The organism is Capnocytophaga sp. oral taxon 412 str. F0487 (assembly GCF_000271925.1).
In the GTDB taxonomy this organism is placed as follows: Bacteria; Bacteroidota; Bacteroidia; order Flavobacteriales; family Flavobacteriaceae; genus Capnocytophaga; species Capnocytophaga ochracea.
The window spans coordinates 26,476-42,834 of record NZ_AJZR01000053.1 but is presented as its reverse complement, the minus strand read 5'-3'; the positions used below and the strand labels follow the sequence as shown (position 1 = coordinate 42,834).

Annotated in this window: 8 protein-coding genes; all 8 read right to left on the bottom strand. The window is 41.6% G+C overall.

Annotation, left to right across the window (positions count from 1 at the left end; translation table 11 throughout):
• Nucleotides 1-12: 12 nt before the first annotated feature.
• The 8 genes from HMPREF1321_RS08780 to HMPREF1321_RS08750 all read right to left on the bottom strand — a co-directional run bounded on the left by HMPREF1321_RS08780 (nt 13) and on the right by HMPREF1321_RS08750 (nt 15,253).
• Nucleotides 13-3,027: a SusC/RagA family TonB-linked outer membrane protein gene (locus HMPREF1321_RS08780; protein ID WP_009422279.1), complete on the bottom strand. Its 3,015-nt coding sequence runs from the start codon at nt 3,025-3,027 to the stop codon at nt 13-15.
• Nucleotides 3,028-3,835: 808 nt separating this feature from the next.
• Complete coding sequence (locus tag HMPREF1321_RS08775; RefSeq protein ID WP_009422261.1) at nt 3,836-6,640, bottom strand: triple tyrosine motif-containing protein; 2,805 nt, start codon at nt 6,638-6,640, stop codon at nt 3,836-3,838.
• Nucleotides 6,641-6,950: 310 nt separating this feature from the next.
• A complete protein-coding gene (locus tag HMPREF1321_RS08770) occupies nt 6,951-8,333 on the bottom strand; it encodes a glucoamylase family protein (protein ID WP_009422263.1) in 1,383 nt (460 codons plus the stop codon).
• 150 nt (nt 8,334-8,483) lie between these two features.
• Nucleotides 8,484-8,618, bottom strand: coding sequence for a phosphinothricin acetyltransferase (locus HMPREF1321_RS12255; RefSeq protein ID WP_232205444.1), 135 nt, complete (start codon nt 8,616-8,618; stop codon nt 8,484-8,486).
• Nucleotides 8,619-9,025: 407 nt separating this feature from the next.
• A complete protein-coding gene (locus HMPREF1321_RS08765) occupies nt 9,026-9,799 on the bottom strand; it encodes a prolyl oligopeptidase family serine peptidase (RefSeq protein ID WP_009422251.1) in 774 nt (257 codons plus the stop codon).
• Nucleotides 9,789-10,625, bottom strand: coding sequence for a LamG domain-containing protein (locus HMPREF1321_RS08760; protein WP_009422266.1), 837 nt, complete (start codon nt 10,623-10,625; stop codon nt 9,789-9,791). The genes HMPREF1321_RS08765 and HMPREF1321_RS08760 overlap by 11 nt, the downstream gene beginning before the upstream one ends.
• A gap of 71 nt (nt 10,626-10,696) precedes the next feature.
• A complete protein-coding gene (locus HMPREF1321_RS08755) occupies nt 10,697-12,232 on the bottom strand; it encodes a RagB/SusD family nutrient uptake outer membrane protein (RefSeq protein WP_009422272.1) in 1,536 nt (511 codons plus the stop codon).
• Nucleotides 12,233-12,241: 9 nt separating this feature from the next.
• Entirely contained in the window at nt 12,242-15,253 is a 3,012-nt protein-coding gene (locus HMPREF1321_RS08750) for a SusC/RagA family TonB-linked outer membrane protein (protein WP_009422269.1), read from the bottom strand.
• Nucleotides 15,254-16,359 lie beyond the last annotated feature (1,106 nt).

Here is a 16,359-nt window from a genome sequence, read left to right as displayed (position 1 = left end):
TTTGTATGGGTTTTAGAATGATGTATTAAATCCTAAGATAAACTGACGGGCTTGTGGATAAAAGCCGTAATCAATACCTCCACCAATGGCATCGCCAGAGGTAGCTGAAGGATCATAACCTTTGTACTTAGTAAACGTAAAGGCGTTGTTTACTGAAAAGTACACGCGGAAGCTCTTCATCTTCACACTCTCCAATACCGATGCAGGAATCGAATAGCCTAACTGTATGTTCTGAATGCGCAAGAATGAGGCGTCTTCTACAAAGAAACTTGAGAATAAATTATTGGTAGTCGCCCCTGTGGTCACACGAGGCACGCTATTGCTGGTGCCCTCACCACGCCAACGGTCAAGATATAAACGTTGACGGTTTACGTTAGGTTGTGAACGCTCGTAGTTGCGCACCATCTCTTTATCGAGCTCGGCATACATATAGGTCGAGAAATCAAAGTTTTTATACTTCGCATTGAGGTTCAAGCCCATATAGTAAGTGGCGGTAGGCTTACCCAAATAAGTACGGTCTTTAAAATCAATTACTCCGTCGCCATTCACATCTTTATACCTGATGTCGCCAGGTTTGGCAGGAGCCCCTAAGGCGAGTTGTGAAGGGTGTGCATCTACCTCAGCTTGGTTTTGAAAGATTCCATCGGCTTGCAAACCGTAGAAGTAACCAATAGGTTGACCCACTTCCATACGTGCAGGCGCTAACTGACCTACGCTGAAAGCCCCTCCCTCAGGAATCACATCACCATTGATTGATACCACTTTGCCGTCTAAACGAGTAATATTGTAGTTAAAGCCCCAAGAGAAAGGTTTGGTTACATCACTTCTATAACCTAAGGCTACCTCAAAGCCCTTATTTTGAGTATTACCAGCGTTCACGGTGGGGTTTGATGCTCCTGGTGCAGCCGTTCCTATAATACCTGAAACAGGAAAATTAGAAATGAGTAAATCATTACGGTTTTCTATAAAGTAATCAAATACTAACGACAAACGGTTCTTCAAGGTATTGAAATCAAAACCAACGTCTAACTTTTCGGCTACTTCCCATTTGGCACTTGGGTTAGGTAATTTGCCCACCGCTGTACCGCGTACTATTTGTCCGTTGAATACATAGACAGCTTCCCCGTTTAAGATAGCCTTATAAAGGTTTTTACCGGCATTGTTACCTAGCGTACCGTAACTACCGCGCAATTTGAGGAAGTCTATCCATTTGCTGTCTTTCAAGAAGCCTTCATCGGATACTTTCCAACCTGCTGTTACTGATGAAAACAAGTCGGCGCGGTTGTCTTTCGGGAAGTCTGAAGAAGCATCACGCCTAAGCATCGCCGATAGCAAGTATTTGCTCTTAAAATCGTATTGCAATCTACCAAAAAAAGAGGTAAGACGCGAATCGTTCATATACGAGTTATCAGTTTTGCTATTGTTCGTACCTGTAGTAAGACCTATATCGGCAAAGTCCCAAGAGTTATTAGGTACGTCATAACCTGTAGCACTGAGTCCACTGCCCCAGTTGCGTTGGGCACTGGTACCCACAGTGAGCGAGGTGTTATGATTTTTCCAGAAGGTTTTACTATAAGTAGCAAAAGTCTCCCACGTATAAGCGTGCGTTTCATTCTTATCTTGCGTTACGGTACTGCGACTGCGGTTGAAAATCTTACCCGTACCAAAGAAGCTAAGAGGTTGGAAATCTTTTTTCTCATCACTATACGTTTTAAACCCAATACGTGAAGTAAGGTCTAAGCCTTCTATGAGATTATAGCTCAACTGGAAATTTCCCTCTAATCCATTACCATCGTACTGATTATAGGTATTGTCTATTTGTGCCAAAGGGTTAATTACCTCATTACCCAAAAAGCCCGTTAAATCTTCATCGTGCAAACCGTAGGTAGGCGAGAAGTTCAAAGCGTTGAAAAGCACTGCTCCCAAGCCGTTTTCCTCAATGGTTTTGCGCTTGTTGTTATAATAGTTAGCTGTGAAATTCATTTTGAGTTTAGAGGTAATATCAGCACCCAAACTCACTTTCACGTTATTACGTTTGAAGTTGGACTTTTCAGGGGCTACAATACCGTCTTGGGTAAGATGTGATGCCCCTAAGTAATAACTAAATTTCTCACCTCCACCCGAGATACTAGCTGTCATATCTGAAATAACAGAATTCTTAAACACCTCGTCTTGCCAATCAATGCCTTTGCCTAAAGAAGCCAAATTGCCAAAAGGCAACGCCTGTCCATTCGCAGCATAACTCTCGTTGAGTAAGGCAGCATACTCGGTAGCGTTCATATAATCCAACTTTTTGGTAGTTTGCTGAATACCGGTATAAGAGCTAATTTTCACTTCTAAAGGTGTGTTTTTGCGTCCACCCTTAGTAGTTACGAGTACTACCCCATTCGCCCCTTTAATACCGTAGATAGCCGCTTGAGCGTCTTTCAATACAGTAAGACTCTCAATATCCTCGGGATTGATACTATTCAGTGCCCCTTCGTAACCGTCGATAATTACCAAAGGCTCGTTGCTACCGTTAGAACTCACTCCGCGAATGAGAATGTTTATCTTCCCTCCAGGTGAGCCCGAAGCCTTGTTTACGCTCACCCCTGAGGTAGTACCTTGTAGGGCAGTAGCCGCATCCACAGGCTTTAGTTCGGTAATGGTTTTAGCATCTACTACTGATACCGAACCTGTTACGTCCTTTACCTTTTGAGTTCCATACCCGATAACTACCACTTCACCGAGGGTTTGGGTATCTTCTTTCAAGGTAACGTTCAGCGTATTGCCATTGTTCACAGTGATTTCTTGAGTGATGTAACCCACATACGAAAACACCAGAACCTGACCTCTCTTCACATTGTCTAAGGCAAAATTCCCCTCGAAATCGGTAGAGACGCCGTGGGTAGTGCCTTTTACAACCACCGAAACCCCCATCATCGGACTGTTAGGAGCTTCTTTCACATTTCCTTTTATGTTATAAGTTTGTGCCACTGCCAAACTCGTACATAAAAATAGCAACATTGGTAAAATAAATACTTTCATCTGAATTGCTCTTTTTAAATGGTATGTTAATGTATTATATTAGGTTTAACTTGTTTGTAATTTGCTCTTTTCTTTTCCTTTACTTTCGCTTCACAACCTATTACTGATATTACTGGTATTGTTGTATTGTATTATTAATCAACTATTTATACACCCTTTCTATACCAATCGTCCAAGATTCGTATAAGCTTCCTATAAGCTCTCTATAAGCTAAGTCCATCATTCATCTAGTAAAAATCCCTCTCTTTTTTGGGATAAAGTTAAGAATAATTTTCGTACGCTTTCGTTCTTCCATTCCCCGTGGTAACTTTTGATAAGTTTTATCTCAAAAAGGATAAATTACAGCCTTAATTTCAAAACAACAAATCACCTTTTTCAGTTGCTTTTTCCTACTCTCTCTAAATTTATACTTTTCAATCAGTATTATTGGCATTTTTGGCATTAACTCGGTATTACCTTCTCTTTCTTTTATTTCTCTTTCAATCACGCAACAAAGATAAACGCAATTATTCAACACACAAAATATTTTACCTATACAAAAAATATACAAGGAGTATTTTTAATGTAAATGTATAGTTACTATTAACGAGAATTACAAAACAAACCATTGTAAATCTTACATTTAAACTTATATACAAAAAATCTATGTAAAGGTAACAACAAATAAAAAACACCTCTTAAAAAGAGGTGTTGTATAGGTAATGTATATATTTTTTTAAGAAAATCAATTTATGTTTTCTACTCGCTCGTACAACTCACATCTGCCTGTGCGGCTCGCACTATTAATCATTAACCATTAATCATTAATTTAGAGCTTTAGAATATAGTCAGTAAGGTTCTGATTGCGCGCTAAACGCATCTTTTTGCGTAAGCGGTAGCGCTTTATCTCTATACTTTGGGTAGAGATGTTCAGTAGTGGAGCTATTTCTTTACTCGAAAGGTTCAAACGCAGGTAAATGCACAGTTTAATGTCATTAGGAGTAAGGTCAGGGTGAAGTGATTTAAGCCGATTAAGGAAGTCGCGGTCAGTTTGATTAAAGATTTCTTGAAAATGCTCCCAGTCACCTTCGCTGTTGATGTTATCTTCCACAATGTGTAACACTTCTTTGCTATTACCACTGCTCAAAAGTGCCTCTTTGATACTCATTAGCAGTTCATTCTTGCGCACGATATTCATCGTAGTCACCGCCAGCTCGCGGTTCTTGCTATCCACTTCACTATGGAGCTTATCGTTTTGGAGTTTCATTACCGTGCGGTCATTTTCCAATTGCAATAGGGCGAGTTCTTTCTCTTTTTCTTGTTCTACCTTCTTCTTATGACGCTTGTAATGAACTCTATACACTCGGTGAATTATAAAAAGCAAAAGCAGTAAGAGTCCTATATAGGTAGCTATCATCACATTAGTGGCGTACCAAGGTTTTTCTATTACAAAGTGAAAAGTAGCCGTATTGGTCGAAACAGCATTCCCAACTTTGGCTCTTACTAAAAAAGTATAATCACCTGCTGGCAGATTATCAAACTGCACACTTGCCTCCTTACTCCAGTCGCTCCAGTGCTCGTAGAGTCCCTCTAATTTATATTGATATACAGTTTGAAACATCGCATTATAGGCGGGCACACTATAGCTAAAACGCAGATTGTTTTGGTTATGTGCCCAGCGGTTATCAGTACTATTAAGAGCAATAGGTTGCCATACGCCTTCTACTTTGCTTTTGTCTATATGGTCTATATGCACCTCATAAGCGGTATGGTGCGACGGATTAAACACAAAATCCATAAAGCCGGTGCTCGTACCTAAAAGGCAATCACCTTCTCGGTACTCATTGAGGTTCTCAAAACCTACCAAATCCTTGCGAAAAGCAGCCGAGAGAGGCATCTTTTTCAGCTGAAGTGCCTTGTCTAACTTACCCTGACTCACCTTCACTATATTGTATTGGGTAAAAAACCACAATCCGTCCTCTTTACCCCGTAACATAGTGCCCGATAAGTAGGCATCTTGGTCGAATAGCCGATGGGTAAGGCTTTCATCTTGCACAAACTTACGTGCGGTAATATCATATTTAAACAAGCCTTTTTCGGTGAAATACCAAATCTCATTGCGGTATTTAGCAATTGCCGACTTGCGCCCCATTGGAGCAGAAGCCTCTTTGTGCACTTGGAGTACTCTGGTAAAATCAGGGGAGAGTTGCAACCGGAACACGCCTTTGTACTCGTGGCTTACCAATAGTTCAGTAGGCGAAATAAACTCAAAAAACCTACTCGATACGTTGAATCCTGTTATCTTATTGCGGTATTGCCAACGCCCTTCTTTCAGTTCCAAAAGGTATAAACCTTCATAATTGCCTTGCAAGAGCCAATTAGGGTGTCCTTCCACAGGTTTAATATCCCAAGTACCCAAAAGATTACACACCAACTGTGCACGATGGTTGTTTATCACAAACGTACCTGAATTGTGCCCACAAAACAAAGTGCCTTGTAGTTCTTTCAGTTGCCACACTTGCCCTTTTGTACCTTCAACCAACTGAAATGGCTGACCCGCTTTCAAAGGAAAAGACGCATAAAAAAGCCCCTGATTAGTACCCAAATACAAATCACCTTGGTAAACAATAGACGTATAAACGGCTCCTAACACTCCTTCGTTATCTTTATACTGACGGAAAGGCGAAAAGAAATTCACCATACTAATACCGTTGTCTAAGCCTAACCACACATTGTGTTCCTTGTCCTCGAAGATAGAAAGCACCGTGTTGTTTTGCAAGCCTTGCTTCTGATGAAGGTGCTCCCACAGTTGTCCTTCTGGCGACAATCGGTATACACCATTGGCAATCGTCCCCAGCAAGATAGAACCGTCAGAGAGTTGTTCGCAACTGTAGATATTTAAAGAAGAAGTAAGCGCCCCAGTACTCACTTGCCAAGGTCTCACCTCAGCAGGTGTTCCTTCGTAAATGCCTTTGTCTTGGGTAACAAATAGAAACTTACCTTTATATGGGAAGATATTAATAACAATATGCTCGCGGAAAAGAGACGCTTCCGAACGCAACTCTTCTTTACCATTCACAAGAGCAAAAAGCCCCTCATTCATCTTTTGAAAAAAGATATGCTCGCCCACTTTGAAGATTTTAGGTAGGTTGTTTTGCGAATGCACAATGTGAAAGCGGTCGTGCTGAGAGTCGTAAATATAAAGTTTGTGCAACGACTGGAAGAGCACCCAATGGTCAAAAAAAACAATTTTCCATACCTCTTCATCTTCTATATCCTTAGGCGGCAAGCGTTTACTTAGTGAAGTGTATTGCAAACGGTTGAAAGCATCTGCTTGCCAATAACCAAATTCAGCAAAACCTCCCGTATAGATAGTGTTACCTTTGGCGTTTACGGCGCGCACTATCGCCCCATTGGGCAAGGGGTAATGTTGCCATACCACCCCATTGAACTCCAATAGACCTATATTGTTAGCAAAATATATCTTTTGATTTATCGCTTGACATATTTTCCAATTCTGACTCTCACCCGAGTATACCGAAGGAGCGTAGTTATAGATAGGTGGCAATAACTGAGCGTGTATCGTCCCTACAAACCACCCCATCAAAACACACAGAAAAACACGCATACGCATAAGGTATTAAAGTTTAGTTGCTGGCAAAGATAACTATTTTATTTTGAATTTTCCAAAAAACATCCTCCTTTTTCAATGAAAGTCTCTTTTCACATATTTCTCCCTCATCATTCGTCTCTGATTTGGTATTATTGGCATTTTTGGTATTATTGTATTAAAATTGGTGTTCTTTATTTTTAGTCTTTAATCAAACAAAGGGCGATGTTCACACATCGCCCTTTGTTAAAACCTAATTTTCAAAACACTGTTAGTAATAAACTTCTGTTTAGGTTAGATATAAGATAATGTTAGGCTTTATCTTTTATCTTTTTTACTGCACCTTAAAATTGAGTTTCTTTAATCCCTCCTGCACTTCGGGGCAACTCATAAACAGTTTCCAAATGAGACCCGTACGGTGGTTTTCTATCATCGGGGCAATAGTGAGCTGGTCGATTGCTAAATAACGCTTAGGATACCATACCGCTTGCTCGCTGAAAGCGTCGTAGAAGCCGTATTTACCCCATATCACATCTCCTAAATCGTAATAGAAATGCTTGAGCGCAGCCATTGATTCTTGAGGGGTATAAGGAAAACTGGAAAGTGCAGCAGTAGGCACGATTACCCCTAAATCGTTACTAGGGCTGTGGGCTGAGTACCCTTTTACTGAATAACTGGCGGTAAGTCCCCAGCAGTTCGCCCCATAACCTTTATAACCTTTCGGGTTTTCTAGGCAATATTTGTAGTTGATAAGGGTGTGATTGCGATTCAAATCCCAGTAATTGGCATAATCATCACTGAGTCCTTTGGGGTTCAACCCTATGTACGAATAGTGCGCCCAAAATAGGGGACCTCCGTATTGTTCTGCGAAGTTGTGTTTGAGAATCAATGGTAGATTGTACGTTACCTGAGAGCTTTTAATAGCTCCTCCACGTGCCCAACCGTTGTGATAAGCCGAAGCAGGAATGGTGTGGGTTGGCGAAGAAGCTGCCAAAATATAGGTAATTAGGCACTCGTTATAACCTTTCAGAGGAAAATTCATCTGCCAATCGTAATCAGGACTCCAATGCCAATAGAGCACATCTTGTCCGTTTAGGTACCAATCCCATTCCATTTCACGCCATAATTTATCAATGCGAGAAGCTAAGGCTTTTTCGGTATCGTTCCCGTCTTTGAAATACTGACGTACACAAAGCAATCCTTGCATCAAGAAAGCGCTTTCCACAAGGTCTCCCCCGTTGTCTTTTTGTCCAAAAGGTTTGGTCTTACCCGTACGCCCGTCTATCCAGTGCGACCATACACCGTGATAACGGTCGGCTTTCTCCAAGAACGTTACGATTTTAGTAAATCTTTCTACCGCTTGTGCACGAGGGATAAAACCGCGCTCTACACCCACCAATAGCCCTGCAATCCCAAAGCCCGAACCTCCCGTAGTGATGATATGAGCATCATCGGAAGGCACGTCCATATGATTGCGCTCAGGGGCTAACCCCGAGTTAGGTTCGGCACCGTCCCACATATAGTTGAGGTGCGAACGCTGAATATAATCCAAGAAAGCATCGTCGGAAGCAAATTCCATCGGACGATTCTTTTCAACAGGTGGTTTAGGAGTAGGCGTATTACCCCCTTTCTTACTGTCCTTACTGCAACTGCACGACGCGCAGAATGCAATAAGAAGCACAAAAAATGTTCTGTTTATCTGTTTGAAATGCTTCATATTTTGTATATTTTTCTATTTTAACATCAATTCAATATAATATTAATACTGATTTACAGTTATATTTATATTGCAATCTGTGCAATCTAGCAACATCAGCTACTTATCTCCCCGCTAGTGCGAGCTTATAGCTCGTGTTCCTATCCTTCACTAATTTCTCCCTTTGAAAGTAGCCAGCAATAGCTGGGTATGTGCCCCACGAAAGCAAAGTATGTGTAAGGGCGGAGGTTTGTCTCCTTTTACAGCTTGTCCCCCTTCGGAGGTTCGGGGGCTTACCGAATAAATGACTCGTCACATTCCCCCTCATTGAAGGGGCTAAGAGGAGGTTTCTTTTGATTTTCCGTCCGTACATTCCCCCTCTCCTTGGGAGAGGGACGGGGTGAGGATTCTCTTTCTTTCGCCTCGAAACCTCGTTTTTACCGTTTTTTGTATTGTTGTATTATATTATGAGTCAATTATTTATACACTCTTTCTATACCAATCGTCCAAGATTCGTATAAGCTTCCTATAAGCTCTCTATAAGCTAACCCCACCCTCCTTACAGCTTTTTTTCGCCAAAATTTCTCCCTCCCTTCTTCCGAATTGCTCCGTTTCCTTCCGAAAACTCCAGTGTGTCACTTTTTGCGGTACACACTTTGCCAAAGTTTTTGCCCGTGTGGCTCACACTGCCTGTGCGGCTCGCACCTTTTACCTTACCTAAAACTCCATTCTAAAAAGTCTTTGGTGTTAAAAGCAGGGTGCCAAGCGTTGTGATTGGCTCCGTAGAACTCTATGTATTCTACTTTCTTGCCAGTACTTTTCAACGCCTCATAGGCTTCGCGCGAGTAAATGACCGGTATCACATCGTCAATATCACCGTGATAAAAGCGGAATTTTGTTTTCCCTTTGAACTCACGCATACGCTCTATATTAGTCGCTCCACATATCGAGACAGCTTTGGCAAAGGTATCGGGGAAGCGATACACCATATCCAAAGTAGCAATCGCACCCATCGAAATGCCCATAATGTACACTCGTTTAGGGTCGATAGGATATGTAGCCAAAGTCTCGTCTAAAAGTTCCTTCACCAACCGTAAATGACTGGTAATAGGAGCGTCCTTTGGTAAAGGATTACCGCTTTTGTAACCTTTTTCAGGACGCTTTTCAAGCGACCAATATGCCCCCTCAGGACACTGAGGGAAGAGCACAAAGCAAGGATACTTATCTCGGTTCGCAGGATTGCTAAACACCGTGCCCCCATTGCGCAACTGACTCTCATTATCGTTCCCTCTTTCGCCAGCTCCGTGCAAGAAGAGCACCAAAGGGTATTTCTTGCCTTTCTCCATTTTTTTAGGTTGAAGAAAGCGATAAGGCATACTGTTCTTTTGCTTATCCACATATACGCCTTTGGTATACGCCTCATTCTGAGCACTGATACTAATGCTGTAAAGAAAGATGATAAAAATTATTAAATATCTATTTTTCACTCGCTAATGTTTTTATTTGAACATCATTAATAGGTTCATTAAAGAAATAAAACTGGTCTAACTGACCTTTGTAGAATCCTGCCCATCCTTGTGCTCCTGCCCCAGTAGTGAGCGGAGGAGTAGTTTGAAAAGGAAGCGTTCCTATTACAAGAGTACCTAAGTTGGGGCACGCTATGCCTCCCAAAGTCTTAAACTCTTGCGAATGTACCTCTGCTCCATTCCGAAAAATAGTAACCTTACCTGTGGTAGCATCATAACGAAAGACCAAATGTACCCATTTGCCTAATGTTTCTGGGATTACCTTATCTACCCAACCATTTTCGGTACCGTTGCTCAAATGCAGTTTAAAACGTCCATTGGTTTGTGTTGAATTACCTGGCTCCATAAATAGGTCTATATAACTCCAAAAGCCTTTGTTATTGGTTAAAGAAAATAATCCTGTTGCCTTAGTAGGTTTTTCGGCATTTATCCAAAAAGCGATAGAAAAACTACCTAAGTTACTCAATACATCGTGCAACGATTTATCACCATTATGGGGAGTAGTAGGAGGTGTGATAAGTATATAGCTATTATCAGCTCCTTGATAAGCTTTCTTTACTTTTCCTTGTGTATAAGAAGCATTTCCTACTACCTGAGTAGTTGCTTTATACACACTCATATCCTCACTATTATCCTCAAAAGTAAAAGCCAATTTAGGCTTTACATAGTCTAAGATAGGAGGTTGCTTGGGATAATCAAACGCAGGGTCTTGGTCTAAGTCTTGGAAACAGCTGGTAAAGGCTGTCAGACTCACCATAAAACTGATATATAATACATATTTTTTCATTGTAGTAAATTTTAGATTTTTAACTTAGCCGAAGTTTGAAACTTTGGCTAAGTTTAGACCTGTTATCTCAATTAATAATTAGGGTTTTGAACGAGTACTCCATTAGAACGGTCTATCTGTGTTTGTGGTAAAGGGAACAAACGATGTTTTACTTGATAAGAGGCTTTACCTGCATTATGAAGAGTTTCTACATCTATATTCCAACGTACTAAGTCATAAAAGCGGTCAAACTCCATACCCAGTTCTACACGGCGCTCGTGACGAATAGCCGTACGCAAATCACTTTGATTAGTGGTAGTAACGGCAGGAAGTACAGGGGTACTACTAGTTCGTCTCGCACGGGCGCGTACTTGTTCCAAGTAGGTAAGGGCTTCGGCACTGTTACCAAGCTCATTAGCTGCTTCGGCAGCCATTAAGAGTACATCTGAATAACGAATAAGTCGAATATTGAACCAATAACCAAACTTGCTATTGGTGCGACGCAAAGCAGGATCAGTATATACTTTCTTGTTGTAATACTTATTCACTACATCATTATTAGCGATTGGTTTTTCGCCATAGGGTGTATTAGGCTGCATAGCGTTGGCTTCTGCTATATTTTTAGCAAAATAAAGCAAGGTTTCATCTTTGCGAGGGTCACCTGCTTCAAAAGCATCAGCTAAGTATTGAGTAGGACAGTTGAAACCCCAACCGAAATCCCATTGCCCTGAACCGCGTACTCCTTGTACTTGGGCAAAAGTACTTCCTACTTGTTCTGCTCCGTATGCCTTATCAAAAGTGCATTGTAATTCAAAAATAGAACCGGGTCCATTCTCGCCTGTCTCACGGAAAATCTTATTGTAATCGGCACTTAGATTATACAATCCTGAGTTAATTACATCCAGAGAAGCGGTATGCATTTCTTGCCAATTACTACGCATCATATAGGTGCGAGCGTGCAGGGCGCGAGCAGCCCCCCAAGTAAGGCGTCCTACAAACATCGTAGGCCACATACGCGGTAAATCGCGCTCGGCAATAGCGAGGTCAGCATCAATTTGTGCGTAAATGTTTTCTACTGATGCTTTTGGTTTATTGGCTTCATCTCTACTTTTCACCGAGAAGTTAATAAGAGGTACTTCACCAAAAGCGCGCACCAAATTGAAAAAAGCATAAGCACGGAAGAAATGAGCTTCTCCTCTGTTGACTTTATCTGTTTCTGCCAAAGAGGCTTGATCGGCATTATTAATCTTGTCAATTACAGTATTTGCTGCGAAAATCAATTCATAGTTTCCGTCGTAATACTGTGATACAAGACCATTGGTAGCTACGTAATTGAATTCGTCTACATTCTTAGAATCAGCTGAGTCTCCTTCGTTAGAGCCTTTTTCAGCATCTTCACTACGGAAGCTGTGCACCGCCAAAGCTGGCAATCCTGACGTGATAGAAGAAGCTCGCATTTTACCATACATCCCAAAAACTTCGGCTTCATAAGTACCAGCGGCTCCTTTTTGTTCTCCTTCATACCATTCGCCTTGAGGCTCTTGGTCGAACTTGTTGCAATGGGTGAAGAGGGCAACACTTGTTACCATTAATCCTATTGCTATAATATGGTTTACATTCTTTTTCATAATTGTTAATTAAAAAGTAATATTTACACCGTAAGTAATAATCATTGGCATAGGGTAAGTACCCGTATCGATACCGAAAGATAAGGCACTACCTCCTATTTCGGGGACATAGCCTGTGTTTTTATGCCAAGTTTTTAGGTTTTGCATATTGGCATAGAAGCGCAATTTCTGTACTCTTAGACGTTGTAATACGTCTTGTGGCAAGCTATAGCCTAACTGCACGTTGCGCAAGCGGAAAAAGCTACCATCTTCTATATAGTATGAAGAGTTCATACGATTGATGGGGCGACTGTTATCTACAATAGGTTCCCAATTGGAAGTGCCTTCGCCGTGCCAACGGTTCAAGCGGTGTGCTTGGTAGTTAAGGGTCGCATAACCACTTTCGCCCCAACCGCGATAGATTTCGTTGCCATAAGCTCCCATAAACTCTGCTGAAAGGTCAAAGCCTTTGTAGCCGACATTGAGACTAAAACCATAGGTAAGGTCTGGGGTAGGATTACCTATCATCTCACGGTCTTTAGTGTCTATCACACCATCACCGTTGAGGTCGGCAAATTTAAGGTCACCAGGTTTAGCTCCAAAAGAATTTACTGGAGAATTGGCAATGTCCTGATAATTTTGATATACACCAATCACTCTGTAGCCGTAAAAATGACCAATAGGATAGCCTTCCAAGCTACGCGCTACGTCGTTTGGACCACTATAAACGGCATACTCAGCATTACGACCTAATGAAAGCACTTTGTTATCAATAGTGGTAATATTGGCACTTACACCATAACTAAATCCACTTTCTTTGAGTTGGTCTTGCCAAGAGGCTGAAATCTCCCACCCTTTATTCTCTATCTCTCCGAGGTTCTCCAAAGAGTTTTGTGTACCTGCAAGGCTAGGCAGATTTACAATAAGGTCTTTGGTTTTCTTATGATAGTAGACAGGCTCTACACTGAGGCGATTGCCCAAGAAGCGAAACTCAGCACCGGCTTCCCACGCATAAGTTTTTTCCCAACCTAAGTTTTGTACTAAATAGGCAGGTACATAGCCTGTAATAATGCGGTCGCCAAAAACAGCACTACTTGAACTTACTAATCTAGGGTAAAGAGGGTAGTCATTACCTGTGTTTTGGTTACCCAGCACACCCCAAGAACCTTTTAGTTTGAGGTAATCTACTACTTTTTGGTTTTTCATAAAGGCTTCTTCACTGAGTACCCAACCTGCGCCAAAGGAGTAGAAGTTGTCCCACGTATTGCCCAAGCGATGAAATACTGAAGCTCCATCACGGCGATAAGAAGCGTTGAGCAAATAACGATTGTCGTAATTATAAAGAGCTCTAAGAAGGTAAGACATAGTAAAACGTCTGTTTTGTGAAGAACCATTGGAAGAATTCTTAGCTCCAAAAGAAGAAAGCCACCATTTATCGGTATTGCCGTTAGGAGAAAAGATAATATCGTCCATATGCTGACTACGCGCTCCATTTAACTTAGAATATTCTTTATAATCAGTAGTGAGCCCTGTCATTGCATTGAGATTGTGTTTCCCCCATTGCTTTTTAAACGAAAGTATGTAATCTTGCTGAGTGCGCAAAGTGGTTGCCTTAGATTGTGAAAGGGTTTCATACTGCCCTCCTATGTGTTTTTTATCGCGAGTTAAAGGACTATACACATAGGTAAGAGGGTCGAATTTGCGTTCTTCGTGCACGTTATAATCAGCGGAGAAAGTGGCTTTGAAAGTAAAGTCTTTCAAGAACTTCAATTCTCCATAGATGTTCCCTGTTAAACGGTGAATAGAAGCTTTGGCATTATTAGCTTGTTCTTCTACACGTATCATAGGATTGTATACCTGTGCATTTTGGAAGTTAGGCATATCGTAAAACAAACCTGTATTTTCATCTTTCACAGGGGCAATAGGAACCGCTTTGAGCGCTGCTTCTACACCGCGTCCGTCGGCAGGTAGGATACGTGAGCCGTTGGCTTGGAAACCAAAACGCAAAAAGTCGGTTACGTTGTAATCGCTGCTGAGGTTGAGGGTGAGTTTGGAGAGCTTTTCGTGCTTGATAGAGCCTTCTTCATCGGTATAGCCTGCCCCCATATAAAAGCGCCCTTTCTCGCCTGAGCTAGCTACGCTCACGTTATGATTGGACACCCACGCACGGCGGAAGATTTCATCTTGCCAATCGGTATTAGCTTGCCAATGGGTATAATCAAACGGATTGGCGCCTTTATTGGCTAACTCTTCATCATAAAGAGTTTTAAAGCCTTCGGCATCAGTCATTGCAACACGGTCGTTGATGACTTTTAAGCCTACGGAAGAATTGATGTTTACGATGGTTTGTCCTTTTTTGGCTTTCTTGGTTGTGATGATAATCACCCCATTGGCACCACGAACCCCGAAGATTGCGAGAGACGAGGGGTCTTTAAGGATTTCCATAGACTCGATATCCTGCGGGTTCAGATAGTTGATATTATCGGTAAAGAGCCCATCGACTACGTACAGAGGTGTATAGCCGTTGATAGAGTTTGTACCGCGGATACGTATTTCGGGGTCTTGCCCTGCCCGGCCTGTATTGACGATTTGCACGCCAGCTACCTTTCCTTGGATAGAGGCTAAGGGGTTGGTAGACGGACGGTCAGCAAATTCATCGGTTTTAAGACTGACGATAGAGCCTGTAAGGTCTCGTTTTTGAGCGGCTCCATACCCAATCACTACTACTTCTTTGAGCTCTTGAGTATTTTCTCTTAAAGTAACATTAATGCGGGAGCGTCCTGCTACTTTTACATTTTGGGTCTGCATACCTACGAAGCTGACTTCTAAGACGGCATTGGAGGGCACATTGGGAAGTGTATAGTGCCCTTCGAAGTCGGTAGAAGTACCCTGGGTAGTACCCTTTACAATTACGTTTGCTCCTGGAATGGGGTTTTTAGTCCCTTCTTCATAAACGGTACCTTGTACGGTAATTTGCTGAGCGTGCAGGGTAACGGTTAGAGAAAACATCAGGAAGAAAAACAATATTTTCTTTATTTCCATATGTTGTTGATTTTTTTCACCGCAAAATTGCTAAAAGTTTCTTTTGTCTCCAAAAAAAGAGCTACGTCAAAACTACTACAATGAAAAATTAACGATATGACGTACTACGTCAAAAGTACTACAAAGAAATGCAATATTTTGATTGTTAGATGTTTCTGAGAATAAAAAAAGCGGGGAAATTAGCAAATTAGAAAATGAGAAAATTAGGAAATTAACAGATAGTAAACGAAGACGGAGAAAATCGGAGGTGTGAGGTCGTAGCACGACAGGCGGTGTAAGTTACACAGGCGAGGGAAATGAGAAAATTAGAAAATGAGAGAATGGGAAAATGAGAGAATGTGGAGGGAGGTTGTAGCACGATTATAGAATTAGGAAATGAGTAAATATTGTCAGTTTATTCAACTTTGCCAAAGGTGCGAGCCGCACAGGCAGTGTGAGCCACACGGGCAAAAACTTTGGCAAAGTGTGTACCCCTAAAAGTGACGCATAGGAGAATTCGGAAGGAAACGAAGATTTTCAGAAGAAGACTAAGAGGTCTTTTGATGAAAAAAGGCTGTAAGGAGGGTGGGGGTAGCTTATAGAGAGCTTATAGGAAGCTTATACGAATCTTGGACGATTGGTATAGAAAGGGTGTATAAATAATTGATTAATAGTGTAATACAACAACGCAAAAAATGGCAAAAACGGGGTTTCGAGGCGAAAGAAAGAGAATCCTCACCCCGTCCCTCTCCCAAGGAGAGGGGGAATGTGGTGACGGAAAGTTGAAGGTAATGAGGGGAAAACATCTTCCTATTTACATACTCCGCTCTCGCGATGCACATACCCAGCTGTCGCTGGCTACCTCAATGAGGGGGAATGTAGGGATGGAAAGGAGAAGGGATAATTAGGGAATTAGCAAATTAGAAAATTAGTAAATGGGGAAGTGTGAGGTATTAGTCCATAGACAATAGGGAGGTGGCGGAAAGAGGATAGGCGGGTTAGAGAATTAGCAAATTGGCAAATTTGGAAATTAGCAAATGGAAAAGAGGTTAAGAAATTCGGAGAGGTTTAGGAAAGGTGTAAGCGGTGAGAGAAACTTATTAAGGAACTAGACCCTAAATTGCTAT

Coding starts and splice junctions, on each gene's coding strand:
- HMPREF1321_RS08775 (WP_009422261.1), bottom strand. CDS start 6,640: ATGCGTATGCGTGTTTTTCTGTGTGTTTTGATGGGGTGGTTTGTAGGG.
- HMPREF1321_RS08760 (WP_009422266.1), bottom strand. CDS start 10,625: ATGAAAAAATATGTATTATATATCAGTTTTATGGTGAGTCTGACAGCC.
- HMPREF1321_RS08750 (WP_009422269.1), bottom strand. CDS start 15,253: ATGGAAATAAAGAAAATATTGTTTTTCTTCCTGATGTTTTCTCTAACC.
- HMPREF1321_RS08780 (WP_009422279.1), bottom strand. CDS start 3,027: ATGAAAGTATTTATTTTACCAATGTTGCTATTTTTATGTACGAGTTTG.
- HMPREF1321_RS08770 (WP_009422263.1), bottom strand. CDS start 8,333: ATGAAGCATTTCAAACAGATAAACAGAACATTTTTTGTGCTTCTTATT.
- HMPREF1321_RS08755 (WP_009422272.1), bottom strand. CDS start 12,232: ATGAAAAAGAATGTAAACCATATTATAGCAATAGGATTAATGGTAACA.